Raw genomic sequence first — 19505 nt, forward strand, 5'->3', positions numbered from 1 at the left:
CTTTCATAAATCCATATATGGAGAGGTTAAAATGACAGAAAAAAATTATATTTTATCAATCGATGAGGGCACGACAAGTACTAGAGCAGTAATTTTTGATCACGACGGGAAAAAGGTGATCGATTCTCAAAAGGAATTCACACAATATTTTCCTGAACCAGGTTGGGTAGAACATGATGCCAATGAGATTTGGAATTGTGTCTTATCAACTATCGCTGACGCTTTTATTGAATCAGGTGTTAAACCTAGTCAAATTAGCGGTATCGGTATTACTAATCAACGTGAAACATCAATCATTTGGGACAAAAAGACTGGATTACCAATTTACAACGCTGTTGTATGGCAATCACGTCAAAGTTCTAAGATTGCTAATGATTTGATTGCTAAAGGTTATAAAGATCAAATTCATGAGAAGACAGGTTTGATTATTGATGCTTACTTCTCAGCTACTAAGATTCGTTGGATTTTGGATCAAGTTCCAGGAGCTCAAGAGAGAGCTGAAAAAGGTGAGTTATTATTCGGAACAATCGATACATGGTTGGTTTGGAAACTTACTGGTGGAGCCCAACATGTAACGGATTACTCAAATGCAAGTCGTACTATGTTATTTAACATTCATGATTTGGACTGGGACGATGACATTTTGAAGATGTTAAACATTCCAAAGGTTATGCTTCCCGAAGTCAAATCAAATTCTGAAATTTATGGACACACAGCAAACTATCACTTCTATGGTAGTGAAGTTCCAATTTCTGGTATGGCCGGAGATCAACAAGCTTCATTGTTTGGTCAATTAGCTTTTGAACCAGGAATGGTTAAGAACACATATGGTACAGGTGCTTTCGTTGTTATGAATACCGGTGATACTCCAAAATTATCAGCTAACAACTTATTAACAACGATTGGCTACTGTGTTGATGGCAAAATGAATTACGCCCTTGAAGGAAGTATTTATGTTGCTGGTTCAGCCATTCAATGGTTACGTGACGGAATGAGATTATTTGAACATGCTTCAGAATCTCAAGCCGCTGCCGAAAAATCTGATAACGAAAATGAAGTTTATGTTGTACCAGCCTTTACCGGTTTAGGAGCTCCATATTGGGATTCTGACGTCCGTGGTGCCGTCTTTGGATTAACTCGTGGAACAACGAGAGAAGACTTCATCAAGGCAACATTACAATCCTTAGCTTATCAAAGTCGTGATGTTATCGATACGATGAAGATTGATTCAGGTATTGATATTGCGAAGTTAAAAGTTGATGGTGGAGCAGCAAATAATGATTATTTGATGCAATTCCAAGCAGATATTCTCGATACAGAAATTGACCGTTCAGCTAACCTTGAAACAACTGCCCTTGGTGCAGCCTTCTTAGCCGGATTGGCCGTAGGTTATTGGAAGAACGTTGATGAATTGAAGACAATTCACTCAGCAGGTAAGATCTTTAAACCAGCTATGGGTGCAGATGAACGTGAACATCTATACACAGGTTGGCAAAGTGCTATTAAAGCAGCACAAAGTTTTAAAAATTAACATGCAGTCTAGATAGTCAAATTGGCTATCAGTTGCGTAGTAACGAGGGACGAACTTATGACATTTTCAATTAAGAGTAGAGCAGAAGAAATAGAAAAACTTAAAAAAAGAAGACTTGATTTATTAATCGTTGGTGGTGGTATTACCGGAGCAGGTGTTGCCCTACAAGCTAGTGCCGCTGGTATGAGAACAGCCTTAATCGATATGCAAGACTTTGGAGCTGGGACTTCATCGAGATCGACACGACTAGTTCATGGTGGTATTAGATACCTTAAGAACTTTGATGTTGAGGTTGTCTCTGAGACAGTTCAAGAACGTGCAATTATCCAACATGTTGCACCGCACGTAACAAGACCTGATCCAATGTTGCTACCAATTTATGACGAACCAGATACAACATTCTCAATGTTCTCAGTTAAAGTCGCAATGGATCTATATGATCACTTGGCAGGCATTAACAAGTCAGAACACTTGAAGAAGTACGCTAACTATACTTTGGACAAAGAACAAGTATTGAAGCTAGAACCACAATTGAATCCAGAAAACTTAGCTGGTGGTGGAATCTATCTTGACTACTTGAACAATGATTCACGTTTAGTTATCGAAAACATTAAGAAGGCTCATGATTTAGGTGGCTTGATGGTCAGTCGTTTGAAGGCCGTTAAAGTTATCCATAATCAATTCGGCAATGCTTGTGGTATGACCGTTAAAGATATGATTACAGGCGAAGAATTTGATATTAAAGCCAAGATTGTTCTAAATGCTTCAGGTCCATGGTCAGACTTTGTTAAAGACCTTGATGACAAGCATGATCAAAAGAAGACTCAAATGCGTCCTACAAAGGGTGTCCATTTAGTTGTTGATCAATCAAGACTAAACGTTCCTAAGCCAACATACTTCGGTTCAGGTACAAATGATGGTCGTATGATCTTTACAATCCCAAGAGATGGTAAGACATACTTCGGTACTACTGATACTGACTTTAAGGGCGATTTAACACATCCTAAGGTAGAACAAAGCGATGTAGATTACCTATTAAGAATCATCAACAAGAAGTACCCAGAAGCTCACATTACACTTGACGATGTTGAATCAAGTTGGGCTGGTGTAAGACCACTTGTTGCTGAAGAACCTGCTCCGGTAGATGAAAAGGCAGAAGAAGAAAAACCAGATGTAGTTTCAGGTGCCAGTGATTCAGGTAGCCACAAACTAACTGCTTCACAAGTATCTCGTGGTAGTTCATTGAAACGTGCTGACGATGGTCTGATTACTTTAGCTGGTGGTAAGTTAACTGACTATCGTAAGATGGCTGACGGTGCTATGAAGATGATTATTGAGATCATGAATAGCCAATATGCTCGTGATTACAAACCTGTAGATTCAGCTAATATCAAAGTTTCCGGTGGTGACTTTGACTCAGACCACGCTGAAGAAGAACTTGAAAAGTATGCTCAAAAAGCAGTTGCTGCAGGAATTGATCCTGTTGGTGCTGAAAAGATGGCAAACATCTTCGGTTCAAACATGGACGAAATCCTTGCTAGTGCTAAGGATGTTAAACCAGTTCAAGGCTTGAGTTTAGCTGAAACATTGAGTCTACACTATTCAATGGAAAACGAAATGACTATGACACCAGAGGATTATCTCTTCCGTCGTACAAATAATTTATTATTCAATCATGACGAAATTAAAAATATTGAAGCCGGTGTAATTAGTGAAATGGCTAAGTATTACGATTGGTCAGATGAAGAAATCAAAGATTACACTGAAAAGACTGATGCTCTAATCAGTGAAGCATCACTTGATTACTTGAAGGATGCACAAGCTGTTAAAGCATAGTTAGAGCCTTTTAAGTAGCAAATCTTAGTCATTGGGAGTTTTATTATGACAAATTTTACTAATACCTATCATGCATTAGGTACAGAGATCAAATTAACAGTGTTTCAAAAAGAGCAAGTACCAGCTCTTGATAAGGCCAATGATTTAGTTCAATATTGCGAGGATCTTTTAACAGTCAATCGCACAGAGTCAGAAATCATGTCCATAAATCATGCTTCGGGTAAGGGTGCTGTTGCAGTGTCCGAAATAAGTTATGATTTAGTTAAAAGGGCCGTGCAAGTTAGTCAAGAGAATCATGGCTTTAACGCAGCCATAGGACCATTAGTAAAATTGTGGCATATCGGTTTTTCCGATGCTGAGGTGCCTAGCGACAGTGAAGTTGCCCACACTTTGAGATTAACCAATCCGAAACGAATCATGTTGAATGATAAGGATAAGTCAGTCTTTCTATTAGATGAAGGAATGGAACTGGATTTAGGCGGAATTGCAAAAGGCTATATCGCCGATGCCATTAAGAGAATGTGGCATGAAGAAGGCGTTGATCAAGGCATTATTAACTTGGGCGGAAATGTGCTACTGGTAGGTCGGAGTATTCATGAAAATGGTTTGTGGAAAGTTGGCGTTCAGTCTCCCTTTGATACTAGAAATGAGCCAATTGGACTTCTGGATATCCCAGATTATTCAATTGTGACCTCAGGAATTTATGAAAGATTTTTAAATAAAGATGGACACAGCTATCACCATATTATGGATCCAAAGACGGGGTACCCAGTAGAGACCGACCTTCTGGGGGTAACCGTGATTAGCCCTAAATCGATCGATGGGGAAATTTGGTCGAGTTTAGGATTCTATAACGGTTATGAAGGTACTAGAAAATTATTAACTGATCCGAAAATAGGTTTGATATTTGTTTATAAGGATATGACAGTTCGCTTAACGGATAACTTAAAGAACAAATTCAAAGTTACGGATTCAGTATTCAAAGTAGTTCAATAAAAAAATCGATGAGGTTGTCATTCTGCGGAAGGCAATTCATCGATTTTTTTGTTTGGGAAGATGTCGCCTCCAGGAGCAAGAAAAAATTAGATCGCTATGGGGACCGGTTGGAGCCAAGGTCTCCAACCTCGACTTTGAACCTCGCAAAGTACGCGAGTTTCAAAGCTCGTCCCGTGGTGTAATGGCTAAAGCCATTACACCACCTACACAGCGACCTAATTTTTCTTGCTCCTTCCGGCTGGTTCAATCGTTTCTTTTGAGTATATAGATAAAGTTATGTGTTCAGTAATAATCTATTATCAAATTAGTGTAAATATAAAAAGAGCCGACTATTAATATATTTCAGAAATATTGAAAAATCGATTTAAAAACTGATATCAATCGGAAGAACCGAGAAATAGTTCTAGGCTATGAAATTTTATTTTACAAAAAGTATAATTTCCCCGCAAATATTGAAATTTTGTTCAAAAGTTGTATGATTTAAATGTAAACGATTACAAAAAACTTGGGGGTAAGGATTATGAAATCATCTTTTAAAAGATTTTTAGTTATTTTATCCGGCATTGTAGGGATGCTGGGAATAGCTACGTTTACTGCTACAAACGCTCAAGCTGCGGCAGCTAAGGTTTCACCTATTAGTACCGTAACAACGACAACGATGTACTCGAAACAAATGCACCTCGATTGGAATTACGATGTTTATTTGCCTGCTGGCTACAACCCTAAAGCAAACAAACGTTATCCAGTTTTGTACATGATGCACGGATTATACGGAAATCATAGAAATTTACTCGAGAGATTCAACTCTCAACAAATGCTTGATGGTGCCATGAAACGTAACAATACTAAAGCAATCGTCGTTTTCGTCGATGGGTTTAACAGTTTCTACGTTAACCAAAAGGGTGGTTTGCAAGTTGAAAGTGCTTTGATGAAAGATTTGGTTCCTAAGATCGATTCAACTTACAAAGTATCGAAATCAAGAAAAGACCATGCTTTAGGTGGTGTTTCAATGGGTGGCTACGCTGCTGCTAGATTGTCATTGAAATATTCTAACTACTTCTCAAAAGCTATCATGGTCTCACCATCTGTTTGGTATAAATTGCCAAAGGACAACCTAATCAGACAAAACATGCACGCCTTTACTAATGGCAAGACAAACTGGTCTGATCAAGTTTACAACGGTCTATTCCCTACGAAATATATCAACAGTAAGACTAAACCAGTTAAGTTTTATATCGAAACAACTTCTGGCGATACAACAGTTCCTATTAAAGACGTTAATCACTTCGTAAAGGACGTTAAAAAGGATACTAACAAAGTCTCAATTAAATATGTTAAGGATACTGGCGACAACCACAATTGGACATACTGGACGAAAGCCACTCCAAAAGCATACAACTGGTTGATGAATGAATTTTAAATAGGGGGAGGAAGAAAACATGAACAATAAAGATGTTGCTAACGAAATATTAAAAAATGTCGGCGGTAAAGAAAATGTTACAGCCAATGTTGCATGTATGACGAGATTAAGACTTGGCATTAAAGATAATGACAAAGTTAATGTTGATGCTTTAAAGCGTATCGACGGTGTTTTAGCAGTTGTTCAAGCTGATACTTTACAAGTTGTTTTAGGACCCGGTAAAGTTAACAAAATTGCTGAACCATTTGCTGATTTAACAGGAGTGCCATTGGGCAGTGATGCTGATGACGGCGATGTTGCTGAAGATAGTCAACGTGGCGAAGATGTTAAAGATATCGCGAAAGAAAATAAAAAAGTTAATAAGGCTAAGCATGATAAACCACTTCAACGTGGTCTACAACACATCGCTAACGTCTTTATCCCATTGCTACCTGGTATTATTGCTGCTGGGCTAATCAATGGTTTAGCTAATGTTATTGATTATCAAACTGGTCAAGCTTTTGTAACTGACTGGTGGTATATGACAATTAAGACTTTAGGTTGGGGACTATTTACTTTCCTACCTATCTTTGTTGGTATGAATGCCGCAAGAGAATTTAAAGGTAGTGCCATCCTTGGTGGTATTGGTGGAACGCTTTGCTTAGGTGTTACTGTTACTGGTTCACCATTGAGTTCACAAGCTATTTCAATGCCATTCACACACGCACCATTTACTGTTGGTGTTGGTGGTTTGATCACTGCTTTGTTAATGGGTATCTTCTTTGCCTTCTTGGAAAGAAATTTCCGCAAGATTATGCCTAGTGTACTTGATACTTTCTTTACTCCATTATTGACTGTAATCGTTGGTTCATTGATTGCGGTTGTCTTCCTACAACCTGCAGGTGCTTGGTTAACAACAGCTATCTACGTTGTTATGGACTTTGTTTATACTAAATTGAGTGTCTTTGGTGGCTTTATTTTGTCATCAACATTCTTAGCTTTAGTTTCAGTTGGTTTGCACCAAGCTTTGACACCAATTCACGTTTTGCTAAATGATCCTACTGGTCCTACACATGGTATTAACTACTTGCTACCAATCTTAATGATGGCCGGTGGTGGTCAAGTAGGTGCTGGTTTCGCACTTTACTTCAAATCAAAGAACAAACGCTTTAAGAAAATGGTTATGAGTTCAATTCCTGTTGCTATCTTAGGTGTTGGTGAACCATTGATGTATGCCGTTACCTTGCCATTAGGCCGTGCTTTCGTTACTGCAAGTATCGGTGCTGGTTTTGGTGGTATTGTTGCTTCATTGTTCCACTTAGGTGCTGTATCTCAAGGTGTTTCCGGTTTATTCGGACTCTTGATCATGCAACCAGGTCAACAGTTGACTTACTTATTGGCACTTTTAGTTGCTTACTTTGGTGGCTTTATTGTGACATGGTTCTTCGGTGTTGACGAAAATCGTATTAATGAAATTTATCCAGAATAGCGAGGTTAACTTATGTTAGGCTTTTCAGCTTATTTACACAGTTCATTAACAAAATCTGATTTAACAATGTTTGACAAGTTTGTTCAGGCGGGCTTTAAAGGCGTCTTTACCTCCATTAATTTACCCGAAGACGACCCACAAGTTTTGCTAACTAATTTAAAGGCTTTAGGTCAATTATGTGATGAGAATGAATTGGGATTGACATTGGATGTCTCATCCAGTGCATTGAAGCGTCTCAATTTAGCTTTGCCACAAGATCTCCAAGTTTTTAAAGACTTACATGTTACGATGTTACGAATCGACGATGGTATTAGCATTTCCGAAATAGCGCAACTCTCTCAGGAAGTCAAAATCGCTTTGAATGCTTCGACAATCGTCCAATCAGAAATAGATGAACTGCAGGACAATAAGGCTGACTTTACCAATTTGGAAGCTTGGCATAATTATTATCCTCGTGAAAATACAGGTTTAGATGCGGGATGGTTTGCAAAAAAGAATCAGTGGTTGAAAGAAAATGGCTTTACCGTGATGGCCTTTATTGCCGGTAACGAAAACCTCCGTGCCCCAGTGTACAAAGGTTTGCCAACATTAGAAGAAAATCGTTATGAAAATCCATTTGTGGCAGCGTTAGATATGAATGCCCTGGGTGTTGATCGAATTTATATCGGTGATCCTGCCATTACTACGACTACGTTTGAACAATTTAGAAATTATTTTGTTGAAGATGTTTTACAAATTAGCGTTCATTTGAATCATGCTCCAGCCTACATTACACAGCTTTTCCATCAAAGAGCTGATGTTTCGCGCGATGTTGTCCGTTTACGTGAAGGCCGCTCACTTGTTTCAAATGAGATTAAACCACTTAATAGTGGTGTGAGAAAACAAGGTGCAATTACGCTTGATAACGTGCTATCTGGACGTTATCAAGGAGAACTACAATTAGTCAAATATCAATTGCCAGCCGACAATACCGTCAACGTCATTGGTCAAATTGTCGATGCGGATTTAGGTTTGTTGAAATACTGCATGGCGAATCAAGCAATTCAACTTGTTGATATTGAAAGTTAGGAAATGAATGATATGGATATTAAAAAGTTATCGACTGAGGGTCGAAATCCTGAAACGACTGATTTAGACGAAATGAGTCCTTTGGAAATCGTTTCAGTTATGAATCAAGAAGATCAAAAGGTTCCAGCAGCTATTAAACCGGAATTACCAAAGATTGCTGCGGCAGTTGAAAAAATTGCTGCATCTTTCAAACAAGGTGGTCGCCTATTTTATGTTGGTGCTGGTACTAGTGGTCGTTTAGGTGTTTTAGATGCTGCTGAATGTGTGCCAACTTTTGGAACTGATCCCGAGCTGGTTCAAGGTTTGATTGCTGGCGGTGGCAAAGCCATGACTTTGGCCGTTGAGGGCGCCGAAGATGATGTTGAACTTGGTGGCAATGATTTAAAAGAACGTCAATTGTCCAATAAAGATGTCGTTGTAGGTATCGCGGCTAGTGGTCGCACACCTTACGTGGTTGGAGCACTGGACTATGCCAAAAGTGTTGGAGCTGATACAATTGCTTTATCGTGCAATCAAAATTCAGTTATTAGTCAACACGCTGACACGAAGATCGAAGTTGTTGTGGGACCGGAAGTTTTGTCTGGTTCAACGCGATTAAAATCGGGAACGGCGCAAAAGATGGTGCTCAATATGTTATCGACTGCTGCAATGGTTCGTGTTGGTAAAACTTATGGCAATTTGATGGTTGATGTTAAGCCAACTAATAAGAAGCTAGTTCAACGTTCAATCAATATTATTGTTGAAGTTACTGGCGTATCAAGTGATCTGGCCGAAACAACTTTAAAGGCAGCTAACTATTCAGTTAAAGATGCTATCGTCATGATTTCTAACAAAATGGATCAAGCCGCTGCAGAACAAAAATTAGCTGAGTCAGGTGGATTTGTACGTCAAGCAATTAAGTGAGGTCGCACATGGTCAATACAATCTTATTAACGATTCGTTCGAAAATGGAGAATGCTAGTAAAGCTGAGAAAATTTTGGGAGAGTACATTTTAAGTAATGTGCAAGCAATTCCCGGAATGAGTGTGGCTGAATTATCAAAAAGCAGTGGCGTTAGTCAGGCCACCATTGTTAGATTTGCCCAAAATTTAGGCGTGGATGGATTTAAGGGCTTGAAGATGGAATTAGCACGCTGTTCCATGGACGATGTAACAAATGGTTTGTACGATGAGATTTCACCTGATGATGGAATCGATGAACTGAAAGATAAATTAGTTATCCGGATTCAACATACTTTGGAAACAACCAGTCAGGGGCTTGATAATGACGTTTTACGTCGAACAGTTGATTTGCTTGATGATGTCAATGTGATTCAAGTTTATGGTTTAGGAGCTTCCAATTTGGTGGCTGAAGACTTTACACAGAAATTTTCACGAATTGGCTTGAATGTGATTAATACACAAGATACGCATACAATGGCAGCTAACTTTTTAACACAACAACATAAGCAGCTAGTCTTTTTGATTTCCGATTCAGGTGAGACTAAGGAAACTTTGACTTTAGCAAAATTAGCTCAAGAAAAAAAGATTTCGGTCATCAGTTTGACGTCGAATGCACATAGTCAATTGGCGCAAATGTCTGATATTCATATTTTAACTAGTGATAGTGTCCCTAAAGACCAAATTAGATCTGCTGCCACGACATCGTTGATTAGTCAGTTGTATGCCGTTGACTTGATTTATTATCTATATCTACAAAGAGATTACGATCAAAATATTCAAAGACTAAAAGAATCGAGTCTGTTAGTCAGTAAATATTTTGGAAAAAAACATTAAAAAATGGATTCAATTCCTTCAATTGAGGATTGAATCCATTTTTATTTGGTCAAATTTACCACTAAACCGCAAATATTCACCACTTATCGAAATTTCGAATACAAAAACGTCAATCTGCTTAAAATAATAATCATAAATGAAAAAGGAGCTGACCTTTATGAAATTATTGCAGACAACATCCTTAACGAAAAAATTTGGTAATCACACCGCCGTTAATAATATTTCTTTAACAATTAATCAAGGTGAGATGGTAGCCTTATTAGGACCTAATGGTGCTGGAAAATCGACCACAATAAATATGCTGATTGGTGTGCTTCAACCAACTAGCGGTGAAATAATTTTTGGTGAAAAAGCGACTAATATTAATGATTATCGCTCTGAAATTGGCGTTGTTTTTCAAAATAGTGTTTTAGATGAAAAATTAACCGTCAAAGATAACATGATGCTGCGTGCCAAGATGTATTCGCGCCCCGTTATTGTGCAAAGTTTAATTGAAAAATTTGAATTGGAAAGTATTTGGAAGCAACCTTATGGCAGTCTTTCAGGTGGTCAGAGACGGCGTGTCGATATTGCCCGGGCACTTATCAGTAGTCCTAAGTTATTGTTTCTCGACGAGCCATCAACTGGTTTGGATATTCAAACGAGAACTAAAATTTGGGAGATATTGGATCAATTACGAAAAGAAACTGGTTTAACAATTATCTTTACGACCCATTATTTGGAAGAATCTGAAAATGCTGATTACGTCTATATCGTTGACCAAGGAAAAGTGATTGCGGAAGATACAGTCTGGGGACTACAGAAAAAATATACGAAAAATATCTTACAACTGACGTATACCAATGGTACCTCGCAGACAATGACAATTGATAACAAAGATGACGCCATTAAAATTTTGTCCGAAAAAGGTCCGTTAATTAGTGATTTCGAATATCGACCCGGAACCATGGATGATGTCTTTATGAATTTAACTGGAAAGGAGATACGTTAATATGAATGGTTTAATTTATCGTAATCTCAAAATTTATTTCTCTGATAAAAGTGGCATCTTCTTTTCACTAATGGGTGCAATGATTTCCTTTGTACTGTATTTGATTTTCTTGAGTCAAAATATGATTCACAGTTGGAGCAGTGTTCCTGATACAAAACTGTTATTGGACCCTTGGTTGATTGGTGGGACGATGACTATAACGGCCATTACAACGACGTTGAGTAGTTTAAGTTTAATGGTACAAGATCGTGAGAAAAATGTCCTGGCTGACCTAAATTTGACTGACATTAGTTTTCTCGGGATTCAATTTTCATATTTGATAACAGCGATGATTGTCGGCGTTGTCATGCAATTAATTATGTATTTTATGATGAGTGGCTACTTTTTGATTGCTGATAAAAGTGCTTTGAATTTACAACTATTGCCACAAATTTTAGGTATTGCCATTTTGAGTAGTTTTATTTGGACCATTTTTAACTTATTACTGTTATCATTTGCTAAGAAAGTTGATACTCTAGGTAAGATAGCTACTATTGTTGGGACAGCTTCTGGATTTTTGGCAGGCGTTTATATGCCGATTGGAGTTTTGCCTACAAGTGTTCAAAACGTTATGAAATACACACCGGCATTGTATAATACGGCAATGTATCGCAATGTTTTAATGCAGTCGCAATTGCAAGCTTCGTTTAAAAATTTACCTAGTAACATTGCTAATGAATTTAAGGAGACAATGGGAATCAGTGTTAAATTGAACCAACATGTTTTAACGATCCAGCAAGATATGTTAATCATTGTGGCTTTCGCAGTCGTAATTACCTTATTAGTTATTTTGATTTCCAAAATTAGTCGGCGAGTAGTCATTAGTAAAGAGTGATTTAAAGGGGAACTTAATATGAAAATAAACTTCAATCAGGATGATAAAATTCCCAAAAATGAAATTGATGTCACAGTCAAAGCTGCCAATTTTTCTAATGAAGTTCAGGAATTGATGCGGAAATTAGAAGAATTAAGTGCTAAATTTTCGGCTATACCATTGTCAGTGGATGACCGCGTTGTTATGGTTCAAATCGAACAAATAATTGCTATCGAAGTGCTCGAAAATGAGCTGACAGTCTATACACATGAAAGAAATTATCAATTACGTGGGCAGTTAAAAAAGATGGTCGAGCGAATCAATGATGGTAATTTCGTCCAAATTTCGAAGAATACGGTCATCAATTTGAATCATTTGGACTCATTAGAAGCGGCCTTTTCCGGTAATATGACGGCGTTTTTGACTGATGGATTGAAGTTTAGTGTTAGTCGGAAATATTTAACCGGTTTGAAAAAACAGTTGGGGATGTGAGGTGTCAATCATGGCTAAAGTAATTAAATATTTTGCAGTCGGAGTATTATTAGGATCATTTAGTTTTTTGTCAGTTGTATTATTTAGCGGCAGAATGTTAGTGGAACCCAAAGCCGTTTTAGCATTATTTTTCTTCAGTGGTCTAATTGGATTAGTATCAATGATTTTTGAAACAGACCGATTTATATTCCCAATTAAATTGTTATTGCATATCATAATGACTTTAATCATAGTAGGTGTGATGATGTATTCGGCAGGTTGGTGGACTAGCATAGTGAACGGTCATATCCTATCCTTTATGGTAACCGTGGTTGCTACATATATTGCCGTATGGGTGATGTTATATCTGGCGGATGTAACAAATACGAAAAAAATTAATGCAGCTATACGTAAAAGAAAATCGAAGTAAGTTAAATGGTCTAGTTGTAAAAAAGACGTGAATTCCAAGAAGGAAACACGTCTTTTTTAGTCAATTTCATATTATCCGCTTACATAAATAACGGATTCTGTTAATATAAGTAATACTATAATGTATATAAACGACGTATATTGTAAGTAAACCGTTATCTTTAGATTTTTCGTGAAGTTATATTTAAAAAATATGATAAAATCACAATCTATACCCGGTTATCATCATAACTAAATTAATTAAAAAAATAACTGTTCCGGTCTGGAGACAGCAGAAAACCTAATACACTAGGAGAAATTCGCGTATGGTTGCAGAAATTTTGTATCAAAAAGTGGCAGACGATATTAAAAAAAATATTCTATCTGGCGTTTATGAATTAGATAGCCTAATCCCCACAGAAAATGACCTTGAAAAGAAATATTCCGTCAGTAAAATCACGGTTCGAAAAGCCGTGGAACAACTAGTTGCTGAAGGTTATTTGATGAAGAAGAGTGGTATCGGGACACGTGTTGTCAGTAACCATTTGTTCAATAAATTATCGAAAGCTAAGTCTTACTCAACAATTGTCAGAGAAAATGATCAGTTAACGAAACAAGTTTTAGAAGTTGTCAATGTAGCAGCAAAAGATACACCAATTGCCGCTGAATTTGGCAACCAAAATATTGTTTATATCAAACGCTTGTATTCACTGGATAATAAACCTTTTATTATTGTGAATCATTATTTGCCAAATGTTGAACTACCAGCTGAAAAACAAACTTTGAAGAATCAATCATTGTACAAGTTCCTTCGAGATAGTGGGCAAGAAATCAATAGTTTTAAGGATGAATTCAGTGCTATCAATGTCAGTGAAACGGATCAAAAATTGTTAAATAAGACAGATACTTTAGCTTTAAAACGTATTCGTCGCGGTTTTGATAAGCAAGGTCATTTGATTGAATACACTGAATCTATCTACGATAGTAATAAAATGCCATATAAAATTGAATATGAAATCTAATTGGCATTTATTTAAGCGTTTACATCATAACATTATAATGTTATGATGATTTCGAAAAAGAGGAGGGTACTACTACATGGATAATTTTGTTAATTTTTTGAACGCCAAAATTTTGCCAGTCGCCAATAAAGTTGGGACGCAGCGGCATATGACGGCCATTAGAAAGGGAGTTATTTCAACGCTACCACTGACCATCGTTGGTTCATTCTTTACTTTGATCAATAACCCCCCAATTCAAGCTTGGGCTGATGCATTGTTGCCTTATAAGGAAATTCTTGATGTGCCATTTCGTTACACGGTCGGAATTTTGGCTTTATATGCCACATTCGGAATTGCAACGTCTTTAGCTGATAGCTACAAATTAGATAAATTGAGTAATGGAGTTTTAGCAGTTTTAGCTTTTCTAGTCTCAACAGCGGCCCCAATTCGAGTGACAGAAGATGTCAAAGGGGTAATCGCTGCTGGTCGCTATATTGATATAGCCAATCTGAGTGCTTCATCACTATTTGCTTCAATCATCTGTGGACTTTTATCAGTTGAAATATATCGTTTCTTCAAAGTAAAAAATATTACGGTCAAGATGCCAGATGGAGTACCGCCAGAAGTTTCTAATTCATTTGTTGCCTTAATTCCGGCAGCATTTATCTTAGTATTTTTCTGGTTTATCCGTTACATCTTGAACTTCAACATCTCAACATTCTTGAGCATGATCTTGATGCCATTAAAAGGAATTCTAGTTGGTAACAGTCTTTTCGGAGGCTTGCTAACAATCTTCTTAATTACAGGTTTTTGGACACTTGGTATTCACGGAGCCGCTATCATGGCACCAATTACACGTCCATTTTGGGAAATGTCAATTGCTCAAAATATGAGTGAATTTGCTGGTGGAACAAATGCACATCAACTTTCAACAATCTTTACAGAACAATTCTTACAATGGTTCCTTTGGATCGGTGGAGCTGGTGGAACGTTGGCCTTAGTAACACTGTTCATGTTTTCTAAGTCAGCTTATCTAAAAGATTTAGGGAAACTTGCTATCTTACCGGGACTTTTCAACATCAACGAACCAATTATCTTCGGTGCACCAATCGTAATGAATCCAATCTTAGGTATTCCATTTATCGTGGCACCGTTAGTTACCGGAACTTTGTCGTACTTTATGACTATCTGGGGCGTCGTACCAATGATGATGGCCCGGTTGCCATTTACCGTACCGAGTCCACTGGGAGCTTTTAGTAGTACGAACTGGAGTATTGCCGCGATGGTATTAGTTTTCGTTAACTACTTGATTGACTTAGCAATTTACTATCCATTCTTCAAAATTTTTGAAAAACAACAACTTGAAAAGGAATAGCTGAAAAATGATTTTACTACTGCTTGCTGTATATTTTATTACCTGTGAAATTCTTGTCCAAAAAGGATTCGTTCCCAAGTTTTTAAAAAATCTGCGGGCAGGAAAATTAATCTTAACGTCACTACTAATTATTTTAGGTTTAGCTGTCGTAAGTTTTTACGTCAGATTCGCCGTAATTTTAGTTGTACTCAGCACAATCTATTTATCAATTGTAATTTCAAACTACTACTTGAAAGAATTTCAGAAAATGGAAAGAGGTAAAAAGATATGACCAAACGAACATTAGGCATTTCACTTTATCCAGATCACAGCGATGTGAATGAAGATAAGCGTTACCTAGTACTTGCTAGTCAATATGGTTTCACCCGTATTTTTATGAGTATGTTAGAAGTTTCAGAAGGTAAGGAAAAAGTTGCTCAAAAGTTTACTGATTTAATCAAATTTGCTAAAGATTTGGGCTTTTCAACTACTTTAGACATTGCACCGAATATCTTTGATCAATTGGAAATTTCTTACGATGATTTAGATTTTTTCAGTGAATTAGGTGCCGATGCGATTCGTTTAGATCAAGGTTTCGACGGTCAAAAAGAAGCACTCCTATCATTCAATCCACAAGCAATGAATATCGAATTGAATATGAGTAATGATGTAGCTTACTTGGATAATATTTTAAGTTACGCTGCCAATCGTCCATTCATTTATGGTTGTCACAACTTTTATCCGCAACGAGGTACTGGACTACCACTCGATTTCTTTATCAGTGCTTCAAAACGATTTAAGAAACAAGGTATCGAAACAGCTGCTTTTATTACTTCACAATCCGGTACGCTTGGCCCTTGGGATATCAACGATGGCTTACCAACTTTGGAAATGCATCGTGATTTGCCACTAGATATTCAAGCTAAACATTTGTTTGCAACTAACTTGATTGATTGTGTCATTATCGGAAATGCTTATGCATCAGAGGATGAATTGCGTCGTTTAGGTGAACTAGATCGTTATCAACTAGTTTTCAGAGTTGAATTGGCAGATGAAATCACACAACTAGAGCGAGAAATTTTACTTGATAATCAACATGTTAGACGAGGTGACGTGACTGATTTGGTCGTTCGTTCGACTGAAGTTCGGAAGAAGTATAAAGCTAATGATAATCCCGTCAATCCAGCAAGCCATACCTTTAAACGTGGCGATATTGTGATTGGTAATGATGAATTTGGCAAGTATAAGAATGAATTGCAAGTTGTTCTTCAAGATCACTCAGATTTACGGAAGAATAAAGTGGCTCAAATTCCAACAGATGAATTGTTCCTATTAGATTACATTGGCCCATGGGACAAATTCCGTTTTAGGAGATGATTATTTGAATAGTCTCTACATAAAAAACGGGAAGGATATTCACGAACAGCGGTTCGAATTATTGCTTGAAGCTGGCAAGATTGTAGCTGTTGCGCCGAGATTGGAAAATGTCGTCGCTGATTCAGTCATTGATTTACAGGGAAAATCTTATGTTTCAGCCGGATGGATTGACGACCATGTTCATTGTTATGAAAAACTATCGCTTTATTATGATGATCCCGATTTAGTTGGCTATTGTAACGGCGTTACAACTGTGATAGATGCTGGATCAACTGGTGCTGATAACATTGGTGATTTTTATCAATTAGCTCAATCAAAAAAAACTAATGTTTACGCAATGATCAACATCTCTAAAACCGGTATTTTAGCTCAAGACGAACTGGGGGATATGAGTCGCTTGCAGTTTGATTTAATGCAACAAGCTGTTAGTGATTATCCAGATTTTATTATTGGAATGAAAGCAAGAATCAGCAAGTCGGTTGTCGTAGATAATGGCATTAAACCATTAGTCGTCGCTAAAGAGTTTCAACAAAAACTGCATCCAAAACTACCATTGATGGTCCACGTTGGCACGAATCCACCTGAATTATCAGAAATAATGGACTTAATGGAAGCAGGTGATATTTTAACTCATTGCTTCAATGGTAAAACGAATGGAATTTTGAATGCAGATGGTTCCATTAAGAAGTTTGTTCGAAGTGGTTTAGCTAAAGGAATCATTTTTGATGTCGGTCATGGAACGGAAAGTTTTAATTTCAAGACAGCAAAAGTTGCGTCCCAAAACAAACTCTACCCACAAAGTCTCAGTACTGATATTTATCACGGTAATCGTGAAAATGGTCCGGTTTATAATATGGCAACTTGTATCGAAAAGATGATGGTTTTAGGTTTCAAGCTTCCTGATATTTTGCCAATGATTACGAGCGTTCCAGCTCAAAACTATCACTTAGCAACTAAAGGTAGTTTAGTTTCCGGTATGGATGCGGATGTAACGATTTTTAACATTGAAAATGGCACTAAAACATTGTCAGATTCCGATGGCAACATTCGACAAACTAACACTATCATCGAACCTATGTACAGTATTATCGGTGGAAAAGCTTATGCGATTGGAGAACAAAATGGATCTTTATAAAAAATATAATCTTAAACACGTCATCAACGCTGATGGAAAAATGACTATTTTAGGAGTATCCAAAGTTTCAGATGAAGTAGTTGAAGCTCAGAAACAAGGAGATCAAAATTTCTTTGAAATGAGTGACTTACTAATTCAAACCGGAAAGTATTTAGCAAAATTGGTTGATAGTGAAGATGCGTTAGTTGTTAATTCAGCTTCAGCCGGAATTGCTGAAACGATTGCTGGAGTGATTGGACAAGGTAGTCGTTATCATGTTTATCATCCATATACTGACCGGATTGCGAAACGAGAAGTGATTTTGCCAATGGGTCACGATGTTGATTATGGAACACCCGTTGAAGTGATGTTGAATGTTGCTGGGGCCAAGATGGTTCCCGCTGGTTATGCCAATATGTGTACGCCAGAACATATCGAAATGCAGATAACGGATCAAACGGCAGCTATTTTATATATAAAGAGTCATCACACAGTTCAAAAGAGTATGTTAACGATTCCTGAAGCAATCGAAGTAGCCCATCGTCACAAATTACCACTGATTTTAGACGCCGCAGCTGAAGAAGATTTAGTTAAGTATTTAAAAATGGATGTTGATGTAGTGATTTATAGTGGCGCCAAAGCCATTGAAGGTCCAGCTTCAGGCGTGATTTTTGGAAAAACCAAGTATATCGGTTGGGCTCGGATGCAAGGTGCAGGAATTGGCCGGGCTATGAAGATTGGAAAAGAAAATATCCTCGGATTGACTGCCGCTATTGCTAAGTATTTAAAAGAAGGTTCAGAATCAGGAGCCTCCATGAAACAACGCTTAGAACCATTCGTTAATAATTTGTCAGAAGTACCAGATTTGAAAGTTAAGATTGTTCAAGATGCAGCTGGACGTCAAATTTTCCGAGCTGAAGTAACCCCAACTGGTGATTTATCAGCCAAAGAAATTTGTGAACAGTTACGTAACGGTGACATCGCGATATATGCCCGTGAATACCGTGTTAATGAAGGCATTATTGAGTTTGATATTAGAGCAGTTAATGATGTCGAAATGTATCAAATCGTTTCCAGACTAAAAGAAATCATTGGAGGAGAATAAAAATGAATTTACTACCCAATTACTTAGAAAACGGAATTTGCTTAAACGTCTTGGCTAATTCAGTTCAAAATGCGAAAGACTGTTATGATGCCGCTGAAGGTCATGTAGTACTCGGTGTTTTAACAAAAAATTATCCAAGTGACGAAGCTGCAATTGATGATATGAAGAAATATCAAGCCGAAATCGCCAATGCTGTTTCGGTCGGTTTAGGTGCCGGTGATCCTAATCAAAGTAGCATGGTAGTTCGAGTTTCAAAGGCAATCCAACCACAACACGTTAACCAAGTTTTCACAGGCGTTGGTGCTTCTCGAGAAGCTTTAGGTCAAAATGAAACAATTATCAACGGGTTAGTTTCTCCAACTGGCCGTGTAGGCTTTGTTAATTTAGCAACTGGTCCCTTGAGTAGTCAAACACCAGCAACAGAAGTGGCAATTGAAACTGCTATTGCTTTGCTAAAAGATATGGGTGGTTCATCAATTAAATTCTTCCCAATGAAGGGTCTTGCACACATCGAAGAATATAAAGAAGTTGCTCGCGCTTGTGCCGCTAATGATTTCGACCTTGAACCAACTGGTGGAATTGATTTAGAAAACTTTGAAGAAATCGTGCAAATTGCTGTTGATGCCGGTGTTAAACGAATCATTCCGCATGTATACAGTTCAATTATCGACAAAGCTACTGGTGACACTCGACCAGAAGATGTTGCTAAATTATACGAGATTATTAAGAAGTTTTAG

18 protein-coding genes are annotated in these 19505 nt (G+C 37.5%); all 18 read left to right on the plus strand.

Going from position 1 to position 19505, the window contains the following annotated elements; translation table 11 throughout:
- Nucleotides 1-31 precede the first annotated feature (31 nt).
- On the plus strand, nt 32-1531 hold the full coding sequence (glpK, locus tag FD31_RS06920) for a glycerol kinase GlpK (protein WP_057892040.1): 1500 nt from the start codon (nt 32-34) through the stop codon (nt 1529-1531).
- Between the two features lie 57 nt (nt 1532-1588).
- Entirely contained in the window at nt 1589-3367 is a 1779-nt protein-coding gene (locus tag FD31_RS06925; RefSeq protein ID WP_057892041.1) for an FAD-dependent oxidoreductase, read from the plus strand.
- A gap of 45 nt (nt 3368-3412) precedes the next feature.
- Nucleotides 3413-4363 (plus strand): FAD:protein FMN transferase, encoded by a 951-nt coding sequence (locus FD31_RS06930; protein WP_057892042.1) that lies wholly within the window; start codon nt 3413-3415, stop codon nt 4361-4363.
- A 520-nt stretch (nt 4364-4883) separates the two neighbouring features.
- On the plus strand, nt 4884-5783 hold the full coding sequence (locus tag FD31_RS06935) for an alpha/beta hydrolase (protein ID WP_057892043.1): 900 nt from the start codon (nt 4884-4886) through the stop codon (nt 5781-5783).
- 19 nt (nt 5784-5802) lie between these two features.
- On the plus strand, nt 5803-7251 hold the full coding sequence (locus FD31_RS06940) for a PTS transporter subunit EIIC (protein WP_057892044.1): 1449 nt from the start codon (nt 5803-5805) through the stop codon (nt 7249-7251).
- Nucleotides 7252-7263: 12 nt separating this feature from the next.
- Nucleotides 7264-8319, plus strand: coding sequence for a MupG family TIM beta-alpha barrel fold protein (locus FD31_RS06945; protein ID WP_057892045.1), 1056 nt, complete (start codon nt 7264-7266; stop codon nt 8317-8319).
- 3 nt (nt 8320-8322) lie between these two features.
- Nucleotides 8323-9222 (plus strand): N-acetylmuramic acid 6-phosphate etherase, encoded by a 900-nt coding sequence (gene murQ, locus FD31_RS06950; RefSeq protein ID WP_057892046.1) that lies wholly within the window; start codon nt 8323-8325, stop codon nt 9220-9222.
- An 8-nt stretch (nt 9223-9230) separates the two neighbouring features.
- Nucleotides 9231-10094: a MurR/RpiR family transcriptional regulator gene (locus FD31_RS06955; RefSeq protein WP_057892047.1), complete on the plus strand. Its 864-nt coding sequence runs from the start codon at nt 9231-9233 to the stop codon at nt 10092-10094.
- Between the two features lie 157 nt (nt 10095-10251).
- On the plus strand, nt 10252-11085 hold the full coding sequence (locus FD31_RS06960) for an ABC transporter ATP-binding protein (RefSeq protein WP_057892048.1): 834 nt from the start codon (nt 10252-10254) through the stop codon (nt 11083-11085).
- Nucleotide 11086: 1 nt separating this feature from the next.
- Nucleotides 11087-11959 carry an ABC transporter permease gene (locus tag FD31_RS06965; RefSeq protein ID WP_057892049.1) on the plus strand — a complete coding sequence of 291 codons (873 nt, stop codon included), beginning with the start codon at nt 11087-11089 and terminating at the stop codon, nt 11957-11959.
- Between the two features lie 18 nt (nt 11960-11977).
- A complete protein-coding gene (locus FD31_RS06970) occupies nt 11978-12430 on the plus strand; it encodes a LytTR family DNA-binding domain-containing protein (protein ID WP_057892050.1) in 453 nt (150 codons plus the stop codon).
- Nucleotides 12431-12440: 10 nt separating this feature from the next.
- Nucleotides 12441-12839: a DUF3021 domain-containing protein gene (locus tag FD31_RS06975; RefSeq protein ID WP_057892051.1), complete on the plus strand. Its 399-nt coding sequence runs from the start codon at nt 12441-12443 to the stop codon at nt 12837-12839.
- Between the two features lie 304 nt (nt 12840-13143).
- Nucleotides 13144-13839, plus strand: coding sequence for a GntR family transcriptional regulator (locus FD31_RS06980; RefSeq protein ID WP_057892052.1), 696 nt, complete (start codon nt 13144-13146; stop codon nt 13837-13839).
- 76 nt (nt 13840-13915) lie between these two features.
- Nucleotides 13916-15193, plus strand: a complete 1278-nt coding sequence (locus FD31_RS06985) for a PTS sugar transporter subunit IIC (protein ID WP_057892053.1) — start codon at nt 13916-13918, stop codon at nt 15191-15193.
- Nucleotides 15194-15460: 267 nt separating this feature from the next.
- Complete coding sequence (locus tag FD31_RS06995) at nt 15461-16549, plus strand: DUF871 domain-containing protein (RefSeq protein WP_057892055.1); 1089 nt, start codon at nt 15461-15463, stop codon at nt 16547-16549.
- Between the two features lie 4 nt (nt 16550-16553).
- Nucleotides 16554-17684 (plus strand): amidohydrolase/deacetylase family metallohydrolase, encoded by a 1131-nt coding sequence (locus FD31_RS07000; RefSeq protein ID WP_057892056.1) that lies wholly within the window; start codon nt 16554-16556, stop codon nt 17682-17684.
- Complete coding sequence (locus FD31_RS07005; RefSeq protein WP_057892057.1) at nt 17671-18768, plus strand: DgaE family pyridoxal phosphate-dependent ammonia lyase; 1098 nt, start codon at nt 17671-17673, stop codon at nt 18766-18768. Before FD31_RS07000 ends, FD31_RS07005 begins: the two co-directional genes overlap by 14 nt.
- 2 nt (nt 18769-18770) lie before the next feature.
- A complete protein-coding gene (dagF, locus tag FD31_RS07010) occupies nt 18771-19505 on the plus strand; it encodes a 2-dehydro-3-deoxy-phosphogluconate aldolase (RefSeq protein ID WP_057892058.1) in 735 nt (244 codons plus the stop codon).

Source organism: Companilactobacillus nantensis DSM 16982, assembly GCF_001435815.1.
GTDB lineage: Bacteria > Bacillota > Bacilli > Lactobacillales > Lactobacillaceae > Companilactobacillus > Companilactobacillus nantensis.